We start from the raw sequence: 19,900 nt of genomic DNA, 5'->3' as shown, positions 1-19,900 counted from the left end.
CCGAGAGCACGCCGGTCACCACGGCCTCCCGTACCTGCTCGGGGGCACCGCCGTTGCCCCCAGGGGCAGTTCGCACCGCCCTGAGCCCTGGCGGCGCCGCGCCGGCTTTCCGATCGGCTCCCCTCAGCCCTGGTGCCCCTGGAACAGGTCCTGCGGGAGGAACCCGGTGCCGACGACCTGCTCCGGCTGCCCGGCCTGCGCCGCGTCGGGCTTGTAGTGACCGCTGTCGTTCGACCACTTCAGCAACTCGCCGTCCCTGAAGGTGGCGGTGCCGGCGTAGTACACGTACCGCGCTTTGGACAGCGCCGAATGCCCTTCCTGGTTGTCGCCTTCCTGGGACGCGATCACCTTGGTCGGCTTGTGGGCGGGGATGACGAAGTTGTAGGTGCCGTTCGCGAGGGCCGGCGGTCCGTATTCCTTCTTCCCCAGGTTCTGCGCCGCGTAGTAGCGGTTCGACTCCGTCGCCAGAGTGAGCCTGTGGCGCTGCCCGTGCCTGCTCTGTTCAATCATCTCGTTCTTGAATACGACGGTTTCGGGAATGATCTCGGGAATTTTCTTGCTGAGCTGCCGTTCCAGTTTGGCGGCCTTCTCCTCCTCGCCCCGGCTGCGCAGCAGAGCGATCGTCCTGGTGAACGGCGACTTCGCTCGGTCGGAGTCCAGATCGTCCTTGGTCAACTTGGTCGTGCGCTGCACGGCGGACGGGTGCGCACGAGCGGCGTCGGACTTCGCGGTCGCCTCCCGGGTGCTGCCTGCTGGCACATCGCCGGCCAACACCCGGTGCGCGTTGGCCTCTGCCTCGCGTTCGAATCGGTCCGAGGGGTCGCTCACGCGTAGACCGGCGCCGTTGTCGGTCCCCGCCACGGGTCCCTGCCGCTGCTGGACGACATGCGTCAGCTCATGCGCGAGGGTGTGCTTGTCCGCTCCGCCCTGCCCGATGACCACATGGTCGCCGGATGTGTAGGCGCGCGCCCCGATCTCGGCCGCCGAGCGCTGGGCCGCCGCGTCGGTGTGCAGACGGACACTCCCGAAGTCCGCGCCGAACCGTGCCTCCATCTCGGTGAGCGTCTCGCCGTCCAGCGGGCGTCCCGCGGAACGGATCACGTCGTGCACGGCCGACCGCTGCACCGGCTGCGCGTGAGCGCAGCCGGGGCCGTGGCGGTGCCGCCCCTCCTCCAGCATGCGGGCCACCGCCGCGTTCCCCGCGCTGCGTTGCAGGGCCAGCACGGCAGCGGGCGACACGGCCCCGGCTGCCGCGGGCGACTCCTCCCGTGCGGCCGTCCGTGTCACGGGCCGCACCGCCGGCTGCGGCGTACGGCCCGACTGCCGGGCGTTCTTCGACTCTTCCTGTGCGCGCATGACTCTCTCTCGGCTAGGCGACGTTCTTCGCCCCAGGGGTAGACGCCCCGAACGCGGCGGGGAAGGACCGCGGGGGCAGCCGTGCGGGCAGGGATCCGTGCGGGCGCGTACCGCGACGCGTCGACCAGCTGGGCACGCGGCTTTCGCGGGGTGCCCGCGGGCCCCGAACACCGCCCGTTCGGGCAACGACTCTGCCCCGCCGCCTCCCGACACCGCGCCGAGTTCTCGTTAGCGTCCGAACGTGAGCCTTTGGACATCTCTAGAACCAGCGTCGGCCACCGTGGATCCCGGCGGCACGACGACCGTACGGCTGCGGGTGCGCAACACCGGCGACGTCGTCGACGAGTATCGCTTCGAGCCCGTCGGCGACGTCTCCCCATGGACGACGGTGGAGCCGCAGACCCTGCGCCTCTACCCGGGCACGACGGGCGCGGTGGAGCTGACCATCGCCCCGCCGCGCACCCCCGACGCCACCGCGGGCCCCAATCCGTACGCCGTGCGCATCACCCCTACCGAGCATCCCGAGGCCACCACCGTCCCCGAAGGCGTCCTGACGATCACGCCGTTCACGGAGGTACGGGCCGAACTCGTGCCGCCCACCGTGAAGGGCCGCTTCCGGGGGCGGCCGAAGCTGGCGATCGACAACGTCGGCAATGCGAAGCTGACCTGCTCGGTCAGCGGAAGCGACAACGGCGACGACCTCTCGTACGAGATCCACCCGTCCAACGTCCAGATCGAGCCGGGCCGCGCCGCCTTCGTGAACGCGACGCTCAAGCCCCGGGAGATCATCTGGTTCGGCTCGAAGGAGCGGCGGCCGTACACCCTGGCCGTGCAGCGCTCCGGGACGGCGCCGCTGGACGTCGACGGCACCTATGTGCAGCGCGGCTTCCTCCCCCGCTGGCTCGCGACGTTCCTCGGCGTCTTCCTGGCGCTCGCCATCACCTTCGTGATGCTGTGGATCGGGTACAAGCCCCAAGTCCGCAGTGCCGCCTCGGAGAAGCCCGCGGAAGCCGGCGCCTCGGCGCTCCCCGCCCCCAGCGAGTCGCCCGAACAGGCCCCGCCTCCGGAGCCCGAGGAGAAACCCGAGGAGCCCACGCAGGAGCCCGAGGCCGAGCCTGACACGGGCGGGGAGCCGGACGTCGAGCCCCCGCCCGAGGAGCCGGTCGCCGCCGCGGGCAACTCGATCATCGGCGAGGGCTCGAACCGCTGCGTCGACGTCACCGACGCGCAGAACGGCGAGGCCCTGGACGGCACCCAGCTCCAGATCTGGGACTGCGCCGGAGCCGACCACCAGAAGTGGGAGCTCAAGGAGGACGGCACGGTGCGCTCGTTCGGCTACTGCATGGACGTCGCGTCCGGCTCCACGGACGACGGCGCCCCCATCCAGGTGGCCCGGTGCAGCGGCAACGCGGCCCAGCAGTTCGTGCTCAGCCAGGCCGGCGACCTGGTGAACCCGCAGGCGGACAAGTGCGTGGACGCCTACGACCGTGGCACGGTCAACGGCACGAAGCTCGTGCTGTGGACGTGCAACGGACAGTCGAACCAGAAGTGGCGCGTCGAATAGCGGGCACGAGATGCCGGGCGAGCGTCGCTACCAGCTACCAGCTGCCCTCGCCCGGCACCAGCCGGCCGGCCTTGCGGTACTCGCGGCGGGCGCCCTCCAGCAGGTCGGCCGTGGTGACCAGCTCGCCTCGGCCGGCGGCCGCATAGGCGGCGGTGACGACGGCACTGCGGATCGACCCCCCGGCGAGCTCGAAGTCACGGGCGCACGGCCCCGGATCGGCGCCCTCGGCGCAGGGCACGCGGGAGAGGCTGTGCCGCCATAGGGCGAGCCGCTGCTCCACGTCCGGGAACGGGAAGTCGACCACCAGGTCCAGTCGCCGGGTGAACGCCTCGTCGATGTTGGCCCGCAGATTGGTGGTGAGCAGGGCGATGCCGTCGAAGGACTCGAGGCGCTGGAGGAGGTACGCGCTCTCCATGTTGGCGTAGCGGTCGTGCGAGTTCTTCACCTCGGAGCGCTTGCCGAAGACGGAGTCGGCCTCGTCGAAGAGCAGCACCGCGTCGGTGCGGTCCGCCTCGCTGAAGATCCGCTCCAGGTTCTTCTCGGTCTCGCCGACGTACTTGTCGACGATGGACGACAGCTGTACGACGTACAGGTCCAGGCCCAGTTCGGCGGCGACCACCTCGGCCGACAGCGTCTTGCCCGTGCCGGACTCTCCGGCGAACAGGCCCAGCACTCCGCGCCCCCGGCCGCCTCCGGCGCTGAGCCGCCACTCTCCGAGGACCCGGTCGCGGTGGCGGGCCCGCAGGGCGAGTTCGCGCAGCTGCCCGAGGGCGGCGTCCGGAAGGACGAGGTCCTCCCAGCCGACGTCGGGCCGGATCCGCCGGGCGTGCCGCTCGAGGCCGGACGCGGACTGCAGCCGGGCGGCCAGCCGCAGATGGGCGGCGGTCAGCTCGGTCTGGTCGAACTCGGCGAGCTCCCGGGCGGCGCGCCCGGCCCGGGCGATGCGCTCGCCGCCCAGCCGGTACGGCGCGACGGCCGTCGCCAGGTCGAAGCGGGGGCCGGTCGCCGTGCCGAGTGCGGCGGCCCAGGCGCCGGCGGCGTCGGCGCGCAGCCTCGGCACGTCGAGGACCAGCGGGTCCTTCTCGCACCACTGGGGGTCGTACGGGCGGGTCCCGGCGAACAGCACGGTGACGTCGCTCGCGGTCAGCGTCCGGATCAGCGGACCTGGATCGTCCGGCACCGGTGACACGACGATCGCGCAGCCCTTCAGGCGGGCCTCGCGCAGGAGTTCTGCGAGCGGCTCCTGCCCGGCGGCGCCCGGGGTGAAGTGCACGGCGTCGAGACCGGCCGCGTCCAGGGCCGCCCCGGCGCAGACGAGTCCGTCGCCCTCCCGGCGCTCTCGCAGGTAGGCGGTGAGCGGGGCGGCGGCGAGCCGGCCGGAGAGCCTGCGGGTGAACTCCTCGTCGTACGGACCGCAGGGCGCGGTGAGCGGGCGCAGACGCCCGGCGAGTACGGCGTCCGGGGTGTCGTCGCCGAGGAGATGGGCGATCAGCCGGTCGGGGACGCGCAGCGAGCGGCTGAGGAAGGGGCGCTCAAGCTCGTCGACCTCGACCAGGCCGAGCGCGGCCAGCGGCGCCGCGGGGTGGAGCCTGGCCCGCGCCGCGGGATCGTGCAGGCCAAGCCCGCAGAGGTCCAGGGCGAGCCCGATGGAGGCGCGGCGGCGGCTGACGTCGTCGTTGAGGTAGGCGTAGAGCGGCTCGAAGCCTCGGTCGAGATCGGGTGCGAGGGCGACGAGGAGCAGGCCGGCGTCCAGCTCGCCGAGCCCGAGCCGGGCCGCGAGGCGCGCCAGCCGGTCGGCGTCCGCTGCCCCGGCCGGGGCGGGCGCGTCGCCCGAGTGGACGGCGCCGGGCAAGGCCGCCGTCGTCAGGGCGGCGGCGCCGAGCAGATGCCGCACCGCGTCCTCGGAGATGTACAGGCCCCGCAACGGGTCCTCTGCGGTGGGGTCGTTCGCACTGCGGAGTTCGACCAGCAGGGCGACCCGCTCGCGCAGCCGGGCCAGTCGGGTCAGGAGCACGTCGGCCGGGACGGGGGGACGGTCGGCGTCCTCGGGCGGGAGCCCGGCGTGGGTCGACGGCGGGCCGTCGTGGTGCGACCGGGGGCCGTCGTGGTGCGCGGAGGCGTACGTGGTCATCGAGGCCGTGGCTCCCCGGTCGTGCGGCGGGAGGCGGTTGCGCCGGGTTTCGCGCGGCCGGTCCGCTCTGCGTCGGCGGCGATACCGGCGCCCGCCTCGTCGGCTGCCGCGCCCGCCGGGGAGGCGGGGCGCCGGCGCCGCCGCTCCGGCGAGCCCTCCAATGTGCCGTCGATGCCGCGCACGCGGACCCCCGCCCCCTCGGTGACCGGCGGCCCGGCGTCGTACTCGGGGGCCGTCGGGAACGGCGCGGTCACCACGACGTCCAGGGAGGGCTTGAGCTCCCCGCCGAGGGCGGACCAGATCTCGGCCAGCGACCGGGACTCGGTCTGGGTCCCGGCGACCGTGAGCGGCATCGACAGGCCCAACGCGCCCAGCGAGCCGGGCAGTTGCTCGGCCGGGAGGATCTCGCGGGTGATCAGCGAGCCCAGTACGGCCGACAGCAGGCGGTGCTCGTCCTGGGGCTGCTTGGTCCAGGCGGTGACGAGGTAGGACAGCCGGAACCAGCGTGGCGGCTGGCGACGCCTCAGCACTATTCCGTTGTCGTCGGTGACCGGGGTCGTGCCCCGCTGGCGACGGCTCACGTCCTCACGGATGTCGTACAGGTAGGCGTTGATGGCAGGGGCGTTGCGGCGGGCCGCCCAGTCGCGGGTGGGCGCCTCGAAGGCGACGTCGATGCCGGAGCCGGCCAGTGCGCCGCCGCCCAGGATCCTCTTGAGGACATCGTCCACCTCGTGGATCACCGTCGCGCTCCCGCCTTGCTGTGAGGTGTCGTGCCGCCGCCGGCTGCGAACTTCCGCTGTACCGCCGGTCCTTGGCGCATCCGCACGCCGTATATGCGCCGCGCGCTGTCGATTCTCTCCCTGCCCGCTCCCGCTTCGGCAGGCACGCAGGGGACGGCGAAGGGGCGGACCGGGGTGTCCGGACGGCCGCTCGCGGCTGCCCCCGCGGGCGCCCTCACGGTCAGATGTAGCCTTCGCGCAGCGCGTACGCCACGGCATGCGCCCGGTTGCGCAGGTGCAGGCGGGTGGTCAGCCCGTGCATGACGTTCTTGACCGTGCGCTCCGAGTAGGAGAGCTTGCCCGCGATCTCGCTGGTGTCCAGCCCGTCGGCGACGAGCCGCAGGACGTCCAGCTCGCGTGCCGCCAGCCCCGGCACGGGGGCGCCGGCCTGGCCCGCGACGGAGCGCTGAAGGGTGCCCACCTGGCTCATGAGCCGGCCGAGCAGGTCGGCCGGAAGGTCGCCGTCGCCGCGGGACGCCGCGAGCACGGCCTGCAACAGCCGGTGCTCGGTGGCTTCGTGGCGCCAGACGACGGCCCCGACACCGCACTCGATGACGTCGAGGAGTTCGGCCTCCCGCACCGCGCCCACGACCAGGACGGCGCGCGCGCCTTCGCTGCGGACCAGCCTGCGCAGCCGGGTGAGCATGGTCTCGTCCGGCGTCTCCCCGATCAGCACGGCCACGGTCCCGGGTCTGGCGTCTGCGTCGTCGCGCAGGTCGATCACCGGGTGGTGCCGCAGCTGGCTGAGCGCGCCCGCGCGGGAGATCGGATCCGGCGCGTGGACGACGACGGGAATCCGGCGCCCGGGATCCATCCTGCCGATGTCCGCCGCGGCCGGGGCGGGGCTCAGGGTGTCCGATGAGCCGGTTCGTACGGTGCGTATGGAACTGCGCAACCGTTTCACTCCCTATGTCAGTGTGCCGCCGTCGTGAGGCGTGTGGCCTCTGGCCTGTGGCGTGAGGCCTATGGCCTGTGGCCTGTGGCCGACGGGCGACAGCGGATCCGTCGAAAGCGCTGGGGCCGATGCCGGCCCCGGGCACTGGGCGGCGCGCGGCCGCGGTGGTCATGGGCGGCGGCTGGCTTGGGGGGAAAGCCTGCCGCCGCCCTCATCGGCATCCGGCGCGTCCAGCGCTTTGGGGGCGGACGCTCCCGGAGCCGGGTCAGAAGGCGAGCGCGCCCTGCGGGTCGCTCTGCCAGAAAGGGACGCTGCTACCGCTCGGCGACGGCGGCCGAGGCAGCCGCTCTTGAGCCCGCCGCGGTGGACGCGTCGCCACTCGCCGGGCCGGCCGCGGGGGCGGCTCCGCTGGGTCTGGGTTCGTGCTGACAGGCGGTCAGGGCCAGTTCTGCAACGAGCGCGACGGCGGCGACGGCGGTGCGGGTACGGATGGTGTTCATGGTGGTTCGACTTTCCCCGTGGTGTCGGTGGGCTCAGCGACGTTTGGCCAGTCCGATGACGACTGCGACGCAGCAGATCCGGACGAAGGCGGTGAAGACATCGCTGACGCCTACTCGGGTTCGCATAGGTGCTCCCGGTGGTGCGAGTGGTACTGCCCCAACCTTTCGGGACAGACGCCCCGTGAGGCAACGAAACGAGGACAATGAGGGAAGCTGGAATGACCGAAAGGGCATTGACCAGGCGAAACACCGAGGCCCTGGAATGCGTTCCCGGGACGCGGACCGCCCGGATCGCCGCTGCTCATCGCCGGGACGATGCCCGACGGGCCGTTGACACGTCCGCCGCACCCGCGGCCGGACCGGTCCGGGCCCTGCTCTCCGACCCCCCGATCCGGCGCCCAGGACAGGTTGCCGTCGCGCCCTACGACGAGGGCGAGGGCGGGCAGCAGCGCTGGACCACCGGGGCGCCCTGTCTGCCCTCCCAGCCGCCACTGTCACGAGCCGTCAGCCGTGGGGCAGCACGACTGACCTCATCGCCTATGAGCGAGTCGGCGCGTCCGTACGGGAGCCTTCTCCCTCGGAGCCGTCACCCCTGGAGTCATCTGTACGAGGCGACGAGACGCGCCAGATGCCGCCCCGCGACCTCCAGCGGCGCCGCGCTGCGGGCGACCTGGGCCGCCAGTTCGGCGCCCTCCAGCGTGGCGATCACCGTGTGCGCCAGCTCCTCGGCGTCCGTCTCGGCGAACCCCGTGTCGCGCAGCTTCTGAGCGACCACCGCCCGCCACCGCGCGAACGCCTCGGCCGCCGCCTGCTGGATGCCGGGGGCGCTGGCCGCCGTTCCCACGACGGTGGACGTGACCGGGCAGCCGTCGAGCCAGTCCGACTCGCGCAGGCCTTCGGCGAGGGACACGGTGAGCTTGACGAGGGCCTTCTCCGGCTCCGGCGCCGCGTCGAGGGCCTCGCGCAGGAACTCCGTGAACTCCTCGTCGCCCAGCCGCACCGCGGCCGTGCCGAGCTCCTGCTTGCCGCCGGGGAAGAAGTGGTACACCGAGCCGAGCGTCGCCCCTGCCTCGCGGGAGATCTGCTTGATGCCGGTGCCTTCGTAGCCCTGGCGCTGCATCAGGCGTGAGGTCGTCCGGATGATCCGCTCACGGGTTCCGGCGGTCTCGGGATCGTGCGGGGCCTTGGTCTTCACACCGCCACTTTACCCAACTAGAGCGTTCGTTCTAGCCGTTGTGCTAGCTTCCACACTGGATAGAGCGTTCGTTCTAGCGATTTTCGGGGAGATCTCTGTGAGCACGTCTGTTGTGAACACCTCGTCCGTGACGGTCATCGGTCTCGGCCCCATGGGCCAGGCCATGGCCGGCGCCTACCTGGACGCCGGCTACCGGGTCACCGTCTGGAACCGCACCGCGAGCCGCGCCGACGACCTGGTCGCCAGAGGCGCGGTGCGCGCCGCCACCGTCGAGGAGGCGCTGACGGCCAACAGGACGGTGGTGCTGAGCCTCACCGACTACGCCGCGATGTACGCCATCCTGGAGCCCGCCGTCTCGGCGCTTCAGGGCCGCGTCCTGGTCAACCTCAGCTCGGACACCCCGCAGAAGGCCCGCGAGGGGGCCGCCTGGGCGGCGAAGCACGGAGCGCGCCACCTCACCGGCGGAGTGCTGACACCGCCGTCCGGCATCGGATCGGCGGAGTCCGACACCTACTACAGCGGCCCCCGGGATCTCTTCGACGAGTACGAGGACGTCCTGAAGGTGATCACGGGGACGGACTACCGCGGCGAGGACCCGGGGCTGGCCGCGCTCTACTACCAGCTCCAGATGGACCTGTTCTGGACCGCCCTGACCGCCTGGCTGCACACGCTGGCGGTGGCGAACGCGAACGGCATCAGCGCCTCGGAGATCAAGCCGTACGCCGCCGAGACGCTGGGCGGGATGAGCCAGTTCCTCGACTTCTACACACCGCGGATCGAGGCGGGGCAGCACTCCGGCGACGTCGAGCGGATCTCGATGGCCGTGGCGAGCCTGGACCATGTCGTGCATACGACGCGGGACTCGGGCGTGGACCCGGCACTGCCCGCCGCGGTGCTGGAGACGTTCCGGCGGGGGGCGGCCGAGGGCTACGCGGAGGACAGCCTGACGCGACTGATCGAGATGCTCCAGCAGGGACCGGCGTCGAAGTAGCCACTCCCCTAAGGGACTTGCCCAGTCAGCCGACGGGCTGAGGCGGCCGGATTCGCACGTCCAATGACGCACCTGCGATGCCCATCCCGGCCCGTGCCGTCACGGGGTGCAGGCCTCGGCGATCGACAGGCTGTTCTCGTAGAGGTGGTGACGGGTGATCCGGCCGTCCTCGACGGTGAGGTGCAGCGCGAACGGGCCCTCGAAGGACTTGCCCGTCGCCCGTACGGTCCCCGACACACGGCCCATCAGTACGGCACTGGCGCCGTCGACGAGGAAGGCGTCGAGCGAGGCGCTCGCGTCCTCGGGCACGGTGTGCTCCATCAACTCCGTGAACTGGGCCGCACATTCGGCGGCCGTGGACCGGGGGCGGATCCACGGGACCACGGGGTTCTCGGCGAGCAGCCAGTCGACCTCGTCGGCGAACAGCTCTTCGAGCCGACCTGTGTCCCCGGCCAGGCGGGCGTTGATGAACTCCTGCACGACGGCCCGGGTGGCCTCGGCGACGGAACCTGCGGTGGTGGCGGACATGGTGTTCCCCTCGCGACTGCGGCCGGATCGGATCCGACGGGGGTTCCCGTCGATGTGCTCAATCCTGCCGGGAGCGGCGAGAGTGGTCGATTACGCCCGAGGTAATGAGCAGGGGCGCCTGCTCCGACCACCAGGACCTGAGCCGTAGGCCGCGCGTACACCCTTCCTGAGCACCGGGCCCGGCTGGGCCCACCGCCCGTGCCCGTGCGGCACAGGCGGCAGGCCCACAGGTTCAGCCTTGCCGAACGAGCCCGATCGCCTCGATCTCGATCATCCACTCGGGGTCGGCGAGCGAGGAGACCTCCACGAACGACTCGGCAAGATGCGGCTTGTTCGGGAAGTGTTCTGCGCGGAGCTTGGCGAAGACGTCCTGCCGCGCGATGTCGGTGACGAACACGGTCGCCTTGACCACCTCGTCGAGGCTGGAGCCCGCGTTCGTCAACACCGTCGACAGGTTCGCGAGCGCCTGACGGGCCTGCGCCTCGAAGTCCCCAGCGCCGACCGTGGCCCCCTGGGCGTCGATCGGGGCCTGGCCCGAGGTGAAGACCAGGTTCCCGACCCGGACGCCGAGCGATATGCCGGCCGACTCGTACCAGTCGGGCTCCGCGGAGACGCGTACACGTTCGACGGCGGGCTGTGTAGCGGACATGCTGCTGACACTCCTTCAAAAGGCCATAGGGGGAGGCCGGGTGGCCGCGATCGCCATCCCGACTGTGATCCACTCAAGACAGCCACGGAGCATCGAGATCCATTCCCGAGGCCCGGCGGGCTTACGGGGATCTCGGCGAGGCCGTCGTTATGGGGAAGTGCTCTTCCGTCGCCGCGCGGCCTGACGATGATGGTCTCCTGGCAGACAGGAGCAGGGGGAACGCATGGACGCATCGGAACTCGCGGCCGCGGCAGTCGGCAGCATCGTGACGGCGGCCGCCGCAGGAGCGGCGGGTGCCGTCGGCGAGAGCGGTGGTACCGCCCTCGCCGGGCTCTTACGCACCCGCCTCAGCTCCACCTCGCGCGGAGCGGCGGCCCTGCATGCTCTCGACGCCGACCCTGAGGACACTGCGGCCCAGACCGCGGCCCGCGACGCCCTGACAGCGGAGATCACCGCCGGCCCGGAGCTGCGGCGACAGCTTTCCTTACACCTGGACGCATCGACCACGTACAACCGCAACGCGGTGATCGTCACAGGGAGCCGTGTCTCCCGCAGTCACATCTCATTGGGCCCGCTGGCGGAGCGAAGTGGTCGTCGCCCCGCACGTGCAGGGCGACGACCACGTACGGACGTGCCGGCAGGCGGCAGAGGCGCTGCCAGCGGTCTCAGGCGAACATGCCGGTGCGGAGCTGAGTGAGCGCGCGGGACAGGAGCCGGGAGACGTGCATCTGTGAGATGCCGAGTTCCGCGCCGATCTGCGACTGGGTCATCTCCTGCCCGAAGCGCATCTCGATGATGCGGCGGTCCCGGTCGTCGAGCTGATGGAGGAGCGGGGCCAGCGTGCGCAGGTCCTCCATCAGCTCCATGGCGGGATCTGCGGCTCCGAGCACGTCGGCGTAGGAGCGCGCGGGGCCGGTCGTCGTGTCGCTGTCGCTGGGCATGTCCAGCGGGCCGGCGGTGTAGCCGTTGGAGGCGACGATGCCTTCGATGACCTCGTCCTCGCTGAGATCCAGATGCCCGGCGAGTTCCTTGACAGTCGGTTCGCGGTCCAGGCGGGCGGCGAGATGCTCCTTGGCCTGGGCGATGTCGACGCGCAGTTCCTGAAGGCGGCGGGGCACATGGACGGCCCACGTGGTGTCGCGGAAGAAGCGCTTGATCTCACCGACGATGTAGGGAACGGCGAAGGTGGCGAACTCGACTTCGCGCGAGAGGTCGAACCGGTCGATCGCCTTGATCAGGCCGATCGTGCCGACCTGGACGATGTCCTCCATGTCGCCGGTGCCGGAGTTGCGGAACCGGCGGGCCGCGAAGCGGACCAGGGAGAGATTCATCTCGATGAGGGTGTTTCGCGCGTACTGGTACGCGTGCGTGCCCTCCTCCAAGACCTCGAGCTGGTCGAAGAACAGCTTGGACAGAGCTCGGGCGTCCTTGGGCGCCACCTTGCCCGCGTCCTCGATCCAGGGCAGCTCGCCGGAGGCGGCAGCAACCCCTGCCGGCAGGGCTACTCCCTCGGTCCGCACAGTGTCGGTGTTCGGCGCCGAAGTCGCTGCCATGTTCCGTTCCTTCCCTGGTGGTGCAGTCGTCTCGGACCGGCTCCTTCCCCGATATGGCGTGCGCATGCCTGCTACCTGCGAGGAAACGAAAACGGTGGCCGAGGCCCGGTGACCGGTTCGCTTGTCAGGTCCTGCTTCAGCGCCTGGCCTCAGAAGGGCATACGGCCTCGCGCACGGCGGCCGGCGGAGCCGCTGCGGCCCACGGCCTTGGAGCTGCTGCGGAAGGGCTTGCTGAAGATCCGGCCCAGGATGCCGGGGGCCTTGCCTCCGGCGCGTGATCCGACTCCCAGGGTGCGCTGGGTGCCGCGTTCGGGGTGTCGGGAGAGGCGGGGCACGAAGAAGGCGAGTACTGCCAGGACGATACATATGGCGACAATGCCGACAACCATCATGAAGGGCTCCTTGGGTCGGTGTGTGTCTGGCGTCTGCCCCGCCCGTGCAGGCGCATGCGCCGTGGCCGCTACCGGCCGGGCCCGGGGGTACAGTCGGCTCGCTGCTCAGCCTGCGCCGGACCGGGTGCCGCGGCCTGACGATTCCTCGTTCTGTTCCGGCCAGGTGAGGCCATGACCAGTACGCAAGAACCGCACGAGTCGACCCCTCAGGTCGCCGAAGCGCCAGGCACACCGTCCATCGAGGACCGTGTAGCGCGGATACGGCGGCGTCTGGAGCGGCTGATAGGGATCGCGGCGACCGAGGGGAACGCGGTCGTCCCCTTGCGGAACGGGGACGAGATCTTCGCCGCGATGCTGTCCGGCATCCGCCGTGCCGAGCACACGGTGGACATGATGACGTTCGTGTACTGGAAAGGCGACATCGCCCGCGAGTTCGCCCAGGCGCTCGCGGAGCGGGCCCGCGCCGGGGTACGGGTGCGGCTGCTGCTGGACGGGTTCGGCAGCCGGCTGATCGAAACCGAGCTGCTTGACGCGATGGAGCGGGCGGGGGTGCAGGTGGCGTGGTTCCGCAAGCCGCTGTATCTCTCACCGCTCAAGCAGAACCACCGCTGCCACCGCAAGGTCCTCGTCGTCGACGAGGAGACCGCGTTCACGGGCGGGGTGGGCATCGCCGAGGAGTGGTGCGGCGATGCGCGCAACGAGAACGAGTGGCGCGACACGCACGTCGAGGTCCGCGGGCCCGCGGTGGACGGCATCGCCGCCGCGTTCGCCCAGAACTGGGCCGAGTGCCACGACGAGCTCTTCGACGACCGCGACCGGTTCATCGAGCAACGCCCGCAGGGCAACGCCCTCGTGCAGGTGGTGCGCGGCTCGGCCAGCTATGGCTGGCAGGACATGCAGACCCTGATCCGCGTGATGCTGGAATCCGCCGAGGAGCGCTTCCGCCTGGCCACCGCCTACTTCTCACCGGACGCGTACTTCGTCGAACTGCTCTGCGCCACCGCCCGGCGCGGGGTCGAGGTGGAGATCCTGCTGCCCGGCCCGCACACCGACAAGCGGGTCTGCCAGCTCGCCGGCCAGCACTTCTACGAAGACCTCACCGCGTGCGGGGTGAAGATCTACCAGTACCAGCCGACGATGATGCACGCCAAGGTCATCACCGTCGACCACGTCGCCGCTCTCGTCGGCTCGACGAACTTCAACCGCCGCTCCCTCGACCACGACGAAGAAGTCATGCTCGCCGTCCTGGACCAGGAGTTCACCGCAACGCTGGACGAGCACTTCGAGGCGGATGTGGCCGCCAGTGAACTGATCCGGGCGGGCCGCTGGAAGAGACGGTCTGCCGTCCAGCGGGTTAGGGAAGTCGCCGTCCGGCCGATCCGCCGCTTCCTGTGACCGACGACCGACGACCGACGACCGACAATCGCAGCACGCCGTGGCCGGCAAAGCGAATTCCCACGTAAACCCCGTATAAACGCACAGGATTTCGAGCATGAGAGGAATCCGGCAGGGCACACGACTGCTCGGAGGTTGATAACTATGGTTCCCCTGCTCCTCATTCTGCTTCTCGCGCTGGTTCTTTTCGGCGCCGGCTTCGCCCTCAAGGCCCTGTGGTGGATTGCCGTCATCGTGCTGGTGGTCTGGCTGCTCGGCTTCGTGGTCCGCCCGGCAGGCCATGGCGGCCGCAAGGGCCGCTGGTACCGCTGGTAGAACAGCTCAGCATGCGTGTGGGGCGCACCGGAGATCTCTCCGGTGCGCCCCACAGGCATATTCAGTCTCCGCCCACTGGACGAAAAAACAGGGAAACACGGGGACACGCAAAAGCGGATCTTAGGGCCGGGTTTCCAGGGCAGACGTATCAGTGCGGCCGGGGTGGGCGGCGTCTACGCAGGGAACATTGCGCCTCCAGCGCCATCCGCCCCGGCCGCTTTCCTTGTTCAGCAGGCCGGAGGCGTCCAGGCGGCCTCGGCTGCCTGCGCGGTGGGATAGGCGGGGAAGACGTGCTCCAGACCGACGACGCGGAAGACTCGGCTGACGCGGTCGGGTACTGCCGCCAGGACGACGGCCGCGTCGGCTGTCAGGGCGCGGTTGCGGGCTGCGATCAGGACGGTGATACCGCTGGAGTCGCAGAAGGCGAGCTGGGCGAGGTCGATGACGAGCTGCTGACCCTCGGTGAGAGCGAGGTCGGACAGAAGGGCGCGTACGTCCGTCGCGGTGTGATGGTCCAGGTCCCCCGCCAGTTCGATGACCGGGCCGGCGGGGGTGGTGCGGGTGTGGACGGTCAGTGCGTGGGTCACGTGTGCTCTTCACTGGTGGATCGGGGCACGTTGAGGGCCAGGACGGCGGTGTCGTCGTCCACGCCGGTGCCGAGGGTGTCGAGCAGGTCCCGGATCGCGGCCACCGCATCGACCGCGGTGGTGGGAGCGAGCCTCTGGGCGAACTCCAGAAGGGCTTCGTCGCCGTAGCGGTCGCCGTCGGAGTTGTGGGCTTCGGTGAGGCCGTCGGTGTGCAGAAGCAGGGTGTCGCCCGGGTCGAGGCGGACGCTGGTGGTGGCGATGTGGGCGTCGGGCAGAGCGCCGATGAGCTGGCCGCCGGGGGTGGGCAGGTAGTCGGCGTGGCCGTCGGCGCGCATCAGCAGGGCCGAGGGGTGGCCACCGCTGGCCAGGGCGACGCGGAAGCCGCCTTCGTCGCCGTCCGGGGTGAGCACGCCGAAGACGACGGTGCAGAACCGCGGGTCATGCCCGTTGAACTCGTGGTTCAACACCGTGTTGAGGTTGGCGAGGACGGCGGCCGGGTCCGGGTCGTAGACGGCGGCGGCGCGCAGCGTGTAGCGGGCCAGGGAGGTGACGGCCGCGGCGGCCGCGCCTTTGCCGCACACGTCGCCCAGGAAGAAACCCCAGGTGCCGGCGGCAAGGGGGAACAGGTCGTAGAAGTCGCCGCCGACCTCGTCGGCAGAGGCGACGTGGTAGTGGGCGGCGACGTCCAGGCCGGGCACGTTCGCCAGCGCGGGTGGCAGCAGCGTCTTCTGGAGCGTGGCGTTCAGGCGCTGGAGGCGTTCGCGCTCTCGGTCTGACTCCTGGCGGGCGCGCAATAGCTCGGTCTCGTAGGCGCGGCGGTCGCGGGCGTCGAAGACGGTGGTGCGGATCAGCAGCGGCTGCCCGTCGCTGCCCGACTTGACGGTGGAGGTCACCAGGACCGGCAGCCGGCTGCCGTCGGCGGCCTTGAGCTCCAGGGCGATGCCGCTGATCTCGCCCTGCATGCGCAGCAGAGGCGCGAAGTGGGTCTCGTGGTAGAGGCGGCCGCCGACAGTGAGGAGGTCGGAGAACATCCTGCGGCCCACCAGGTCGCCGCGGTCGTAGCCGAGCCAGTCCAGCAGCGTGGTGTTGATCTTCGCGATCTTGCCGTCCAGCAGGGTGGAGAGGTAGCCGCACGGCGCATGCTGGTACAGGTCTTCCGCGCTGTCCTCCAGCAGTGCCGAGAACATCGCCTGCTCGTCACGGGGCTGTCCTTGCGGCAGGGGACTGCCGCTGTTCTCGCCGGCCTCGCTGTCGCCCGTCTTGCACATCTATCGGCTCGCTCCGGCGAAGGCGGCGATCGCGGCAGCGGTCTCCTCCGGGGCGGCGAGCTGCGGGCAGTGGCCGGTCGCGTTCAGCGTGACCAGTCGGCTGCCGGGTATCTGCGCCTGCACGAAGTCGCCCACCTCGGGCGGTGCGATCGCGTCGCTGGAACACTGCGCGACCAGGGCGGGAACCGTCACCTTCGCGAGATCCTGGCGGTTGTCGGAGAGGAACGTCACCCGGGCGAAGACCCGGGCGATGTCCGGATCGGTGCGGCAGAAGCTGTTGGTCAGCTCCTCGCCCAGTTCGGGACGCTCCGGATTGCCCATGATGACCGGGGCCATGGCGCCCGACCAGCCCAGGTAGTTCGCTTCCAGGGACTCCAGCAGCTCGTCGATGTCCTCGGCGCTGAACCCGCCCCGGTAGCCGGAGGCCGGGTCGTCGATGAAACACGGCGAGGGGGCGAGCAGGACCAGGCCGGCGAACGCCTCCGGCTCTTGTGCCGAGGCGAGCACGCCCATCATCGCGCTCACCGAGTGCCCGACGAACGTCACCGGGCCGAGCGCCAGCTCACGGCAGATCTGCACCACGTCATCGGCATAGCCGCCCAGCGTGGAGTAGCGCTCCCTGCTCCACGACGACAGATCGGAACGCCCCGCTCCCACGTGGTCGAAGAGCACCACGGTGAAGTCCCGCTCCAGAATCGGCGCCACCAGGCGCCACATGTTCTGGTCGCACCCGAAGCCGTGCGCCAGCATCACCACGGGCCCGCCGGGCCTGCCGGTCACCGTCACATGGTTCCTGCTCCGCACATCCATGCGGCACATCCTCGCAGACAGATCGGACCCCCGTCCGGGTCCCCCTCAGCCATACGCACCGGTGGCAGATCCCCGTTCCCGCCTGTCAGGGACGCGCCGACTTCAAGCGGTCCGCCGAGGAACTCAGACGCGGCCGAGGAAGCCGAGCACCCGATGGCTGACCTGCTGTGCGGCCTGTTCGTCGTAGGACGGGAGGCTGCTGTCGGTGAACAGGTGCCTGTCGCCGGGGTAGAGGAACAGCTCGGCATCCGTCGCCGTCTCGACGAGCGCGCGGGCGGCGTCCACATCGCCCTCGCCGGCGAAGAACGGATCCGCGTCCATGCCGTGGATCTGAACCGGGACGCCCTTGGGCCAGGCGCCGCCGAACTCCGAGATCGGGACGCATGCCTCGAGAAACAGCGCGCCCTGTGCGCCGGGGCGGGTCTGGGCCAGCTTCTGTGCCGGCAGGACGCCGAGCGAGAAGCCGACATAGACGAGCTCCGCGGGCAGTCCCTCGGCGGCGGCGGCTCCGCGCGCGATGATCGTGTCGAAACCGACGCTCTCGGCGTAGCCGGCGCCCTCCTCGAGGGTGTCGAATACGTGCCCCTCGTACAGGTCTGGGGCGTGGACGGTGTGTCCGGCCCGTCGCAACCGCTCGGCGAACTCGCGAACGCCGGCGGTCAGCCCGTGCCCGTGGTGGAAGACCAGCACCTCAGCCATGTCGCTCTCCTCGTGCCGCGGCGCCCGGGTGGCGCCGCGGCACGAGTATGGCCCGCGGCACTGACATCCGCGGGCCTCGGCCGGACAGGATCAGGTCGGTGGTCCCGGGTCGGCGAGACGGACTTCGAGGGCGGTGGTCCCGGTTCGGTGAGGCCGACTTCGAGGTCGGTGGTCCCGGTTGGGCGAGGCCGACTTCGAGGTCGGCGAGCCCTCCCGCCCGACGGGCATGCCTGAGGCATGCCTGACCGTGGATGCATCACCTGCCGTTCTCGGCGTCGATCACCTCGTCGAGCGTGATGGCGGCCATGATCAGAGACAAGTGCGTGAACGCCTGCGGGAAGTTGCCCAGCTGCTCCCCGCTGGGACCGACCTCCTCGGCGAACAGCCCCACGTGGTTGGCGTAGGTCTGCATCTTCTCGAAGGTGTAGCGGGCCTGGGAGACCTGCCCCGCCCTGGCCAGAGCATCGACGTAGAGGAAGGTGCACAGGCTGAAGGTGCCCTCCGACCCGCGCAGCCCGTCCGGCGACGCCGCCGGGTCGTAGCGGTAGACGAGGCTGTCGGAGACGAGCTTGCGGTCCATCGCCTCGAGCGTGGAGAGCCAGGCCCTGTCACGGGGAGCGATGAACCCCACTCTGGGCATGAGCAGCAGCGAGGCGTCCAGGACATCGCCGTCGTAGTGCTGGACGAAGGCGCGCTCCTTGTCGCTCCAGCCGCGTTCCATGATCTGCTCGAACACGGCGTCCCGTGCATTTCGCCATCGTTCCAGGTCGGCGGGCCTGCGGAAGTGATCGGCCAGCTGCAGCCCGTGGTCGAAGGCGACCCACGACATCACCCGGCTGTACGTGAAGTCCTGACGGCCGCCCCTGGTCTCCCAGATGCCTTCGTCCGGCCGGTCCCAGGCATCTGCGAGCCAGTCCAGGGTCCGGGCAAGCGTCCGCCATCCCTCGAAGCTGGCCTGCTGCGCGAGCTCGCGCCCCTGGGACACCGCGTAGACGGCCTCGCCGTAGATGTCCAGCTGGAGTTGGTCAGCGGCGCCGTTCCCGATGCGGACGGGGGCGGAGCCGCGATATCCCTCGAAGTGGTCGAGTGTCTCTTCCGGCAGGTCGGGATCCCCATCGATCCGGTACATCGTCTGGAGCGGCTCCCCCTCTTTGCCTTCCCGCTCACGGAGCCTGTCCACCAGCCAGTGGACGAACGCGGTGGCCTCCTCGACGAAGCCGAGGTCCAGCATGGCCCGTACCGACAGCGCCCCGTCCCGTACCCAGGTGAACCGGTAGTCCCAGTTGCGCTCGCCTCCGACCTGTTCGGGCAAGCCCATGGTGGCTGCCGCGACCAGTCCGCCAGTGGGGGCGTAGGTGAGGAGTTTGAGGGTGATGGCCGAGCGGTGCACCAGTTCGGGCCAGCGGCCCCGGTAGCGGGACTTGCGCAGCCAGTGCCGCCAGAACCGGCTGACCTCGTCGAACTGCTCTTCGAACAAGTCGGCCGTAAGGGGCGCGGGCGCGTCGCCGCCGGAGGCACAGACCGTGAAGACGACTCCACCGGACTCGCCGGCGCGCAGGGTCACCTTTCCGCGCACGTCCTGGCCGTCCCGCTCCAGCGGAAACGTGGTCTGCAGATGCCCGTCGATCCCCGGAGCCCGGAACACGGCGCCCTCTTGGCCGAGTTCGAGCTTGTGCTCGGCCCGGCCGTAGTCGAAGCGCGGCCTGCACTCGAGGTTGAAATCGACGCTCCCCCGCACGGTGCGGACCATGCGGACCAGGGTGTGCCGGTCGGTCGCGGTGCGGGTCCGGTCCGGGGGCATGAAGTCGACGACCTCGCCCACCCCGTCCGGTGACATGAACCGTGTCACCAGGATGGCGGTGTCCGGGTAGTAGAGCTGTTTGCACGTGCCGTCGGGATGCTCGGGAGCCAGCCGCAGATAGCCGCCACGATCGTGGTCGAGCAGGGCGGCGAAAATGCTGGGCGAGTCGAACCGGGGAGCCGCGAACCAGTCGACGACTCCCTGCGACGACACGAGCGCCGCGGTCTGAAGGTCGCCCACCAGCCCGTGCTCGGCGATGGGAGGATAGCGGTCCATTGCGGCTCCGAGGTCTCCAAGGCAGCCCCCTGTGTCCACTATCAGGCACCCTGGTCACGTCTGCCACGTCTAGTACGCCTGCTACGTCTGCCGTGCGCGCCACGTCTGCCATGCCTGCCACGTCGCCACGGTCGACGGTCCCTTCCCGCGTGCCGCGTCTGCTCCCGCCCACCCGGACGGCGCACCGAACAGGGACGGGACGTGAGCCGACGCTCT

The 19,900-nt window shown here is 70.7% G+C and carries 19 protein-coding genes; 4 read left to right on the top strand and 15 right to left on the bottom strand.

Features of this window, described 5'->3' with window-relative positions; all coding sequences use genetic code 11:
• Nucleotides 1-123: 123 nt before the first annotated feature.
• Entirely contained in the window at nt 124-1,179 is a 1,056-nt protein-coding gene (locus AB0M39_RS06855) for a DUF4157 domain-containing protein (RefSeq protein ID WP_365361188.1), read from the bottom strand.
• Nucleotides 1,180-1,597: 418 nt separating this feature from the next.
• Here AB0M39_RS06855 and AB0M39_RS06850 point away from each other — a divergent pair, with 418 nt between their 5' ends.
• Nucleotides 1,598-2,920, top strand: a complete 1,323-nt coding sequence (locus tag AB0M39_RS06850; protein ID WP_365360945.1) for a ricin-type beta-trefoil lectin domain protein — start codon at nt 1,598-1,600, stop codon at nt 2,918-2,920.
• 34 nt (nt 2,921-2,954) lie between these two features.
• Here AB0M39_RS06850 and AB0M39_RS06845 read toward each other — a convergent pair whose 3' ends face one another.
• The 5 genes from AB0M39_RS06845 to AB0M39_RS06825 form a co-directional block, all read right to left on the bottom strand.
• The gene (locus AB0M39_RS06845) at nt 2,955-5,051 is read right to left on the bottom strand and encodes an ATP-binding protein (protein ID WP_365360943.1); all 2,097 of its coding nucleotides are present in this window, start codon (nt 5,049-5,051) and stop codon (nt 2,955-2,957) included.
• Nucleotides 5,048-5,791, bottom strand: a complete 744-nt coding sequence (locus tag AB0M39_RS06840) for a DUF4255 domain-containing protein (protein WP_365360941.1) — start codon at nt 5,789-5,791, stop codon at nt 5,048-5,050. Before AB0M39_RS06840 ends, AB0M39_RS06845 begins: the two co-directional genes overlap by 4 nt.
• A gap of 220 nt (nt 5,792-6,011) precedes the next feature.
• Entirely contained in the window at nt 6,012-6,644 is a 633-nt protein-coding gene (locus AB0M39_RS06835; RefSeq protein ID WP_365361186.1) for a LuxR C-terminal-related transcriptional regulator, read from the bottom strand.
• Nucleotides 6,645-7,039: 395 nt separating this feature from the next.
• Nucleotides 7,040-7,225, bottom strand: a complete 186-nt coding sequence (locus AB0M39_RS06830; RefSeq protein ID WP_365360939.1) for a hypothetical protein — start codon at nt 7,223-7,225, stop codon at nt 7,040-7,042.
• A 598-nt stretch (nt 7,226-7,823) separates the two neighbouring features.
• The gene (locus AB0M39_RS06825) at nt 7,824-8,420 is read right to left on the bottom strand and encodes a TetR/AcrR family transcriptional regulator (RefSeq protein ID WP_365360937.1); all 597 of its coding nucleotides are present in this window, start codon (nt 8,418-8,420) and stop codon (nt 7,824-7,826) included.
• Nucleotides 8,421-8,517: 97 nt separating this feature from the next.
• Between AB0M39_RS06825 and AB0M39_RS06820 the strand changes: the two genes are divergently transcribed.
• The gene (locus AB0M39_RS06820; protein ID WP_365360935.1) at nt 8,518-9,411 is read left to right on the top strand and encodes an NAD(P)-binding domain-containing protein; all 894 of its coding nucleotides are present in this window, start codon (nt 8,518-8,520) and stop codon (nt 9,409-9,411) included.
• 99 nt (nt 9,412-9,510) lie between these two features.
• Here the strand turns inward: AB0M39_RS06820 and AB0M39_RS06815 are convergent, their stop codons facing one another.
• The 4 genes from AB0M39_RS06815 to AB0M39_RS06800 form a co-directional block, all read right to left on the bottom strand.
• Complete coding sequence (locus AB0M39_RS06815) at nt 9,511-9,939, bottom strand: nuclear transport factor 2 family protein (RefSeq protein ID WP_365360933.1); 429 nt, start codon at nt 9,937-9,939, stop codon at nt 9,511-9,513.
• A gap of 232 nt (nt 9,940-10,171) precedes the next feature.
• The gene (locus tag AB0M39_RS06810) at nt 10,172-10,588 is read right to left on the bottom strand and encodes a RidA family protein (RefSeq protein WP_365360931.1); all 417 of its coding nucleotides are present in this window, start codon (nt 10,586-10,588) and stop codon (nt 10,172-10,174) included.
• A 665-nt stretch (nt 10,589-11,253) separates the two neighbouring features.
• Entirely contained in the window at nt 11,254-12,141 is an 888-nt protein-coding gene (locus AB0M39_RS06805; RefSeq protein WP_365360929.1) for an RNA polymerase sigma factor SigF, read from the bottom strand.
• A 149-nt stretch (nt 12,142-12,290) separates the two neighbouring features.
• Nucleotides 12,291-12,533 (bottom strand): DUF6411 family protein, encoded by a 243-nt coding sequence (locus AB0M39_RS06800; protein WP_365360927.1) that lies wholly within the window; start codon nt 12,531-12,533, stop codon nt 12,291-12,293.
• 171 nt (nt 12,534-12,704) lie between these two features.
• On the opposite strand from AB0M39_RS06800, the gene AB0M39_RS06795 reads away from it, so the two are divergent.
• Nucleotides 12,705-13,928 (top strand): phospholipase D-like domain-containing protein, encoded by a 1,224-nt coding sequence (locus AB0M39_RS06795; protein WP_365360925.1) that lies wholly within the window; start codon nt 12,705-12,707, stop codon nt 13,926-13,928.
• A gap of 144 nt (nt 13,929-14,072) precedes the next feature.
• Complete coding sequence (locus AB0M39_RS06790) at nt 14,073-14,243, top strand: hydrophobic protein (protein WP_365360923.1); 171 nt, start codon at nt 14,073-14,075, stop codon at nt 14,241-14,243.
• A gap of 227 nt (nt 14,244-14,470) precedes the next feature.
• On the opposite strand, the gene AB0M39_RS06785 is transcribed toward AB0M39_RS06790, so the two are convergent.
• The 5 genes from AB0M39_RS06785 to AB0M39_RS06765 form a co-directional block, all read right to left on the bottom strand.
• Entirely contained in the window at nt 14,471-14,830 is a 360-nt protein-coding gene (locus tag AB0M39_RS06785; RefSeq protein ID WP_365360921.1) for an STAS domain-containing protein, read from the bottom strand.
• Nucleotides 14,827-16,098 carry a SpoIIE family protein phosphatase gene (locus tag AB0M39_RS06780; RefSeq protein ID WP_365360919.1) on the bottom strand — a complete coding sequence of 424 codons (1,272 nt, stop codon included), beginning with the start codon at nt 16,096-16,098 and terminating at the stop codon, nt 14,827-14,829. The genes AB0M39_RS06785 and AB0M39_RS06780 overlap by 4 nt, the downstream gene beginning before the upstream one ends.
• The gene (locus AB0M39_RS06775; protein ID WP_365360917.1) at nt 16,099-16,908 is read right to left on the bottom strand and encodes an alpha/beta hydrolase; all 810 of its coding nucleotides are present in this window, start codon (nt 16,906-16,908) and stop codon (nt 16,099-16,101) included. It lies immediately after the preceding gene.
• 123 nt (nt 16,909-17,031) lie between these two features.
• Nucleotides 17,032-17,607, bottom strand: a complete 576-nt coding sequence (locus AB0M39_RS06770) for a dienelactone hydrolase family protein (protein ID WP_365360915.1) — start codon at nt 17,605-17,607, stop codon at nt 17,032-17,034.
• A 256-nt stretch (nt 17,608-17,863) separates the two neighbouring features.
• On the bottom strand, nt 17,864-19,684 hold the full coding sequence (locus AB0M39_RS06765; RefSeq protein ID WP_365360913.1) for a glycoside hydrolase family 15 protein: 1,821 nt from the start codon (nt 19,682-19,684) through the stop codon (nt 17,864-17,866).
• Between the last annotated feature and the right edge of the window lie 216 nt (nt 19,685-19,900).

It is taken from the genome of Streptomyces sp. NPDC051907 (assembly GCF_040681075.1).
In the GTDB taxonomy this organism is placed as follows: domain Bacteria; phylum Actinomycetota; class Actinomycetes; order Streptomycetales; family Streptomycetaceae; genus Streptomyces.
Note: the sequence above shows the minus strand (reverse complement) of the source record. Positions and strands in the feature narration are given on the sequence as shown.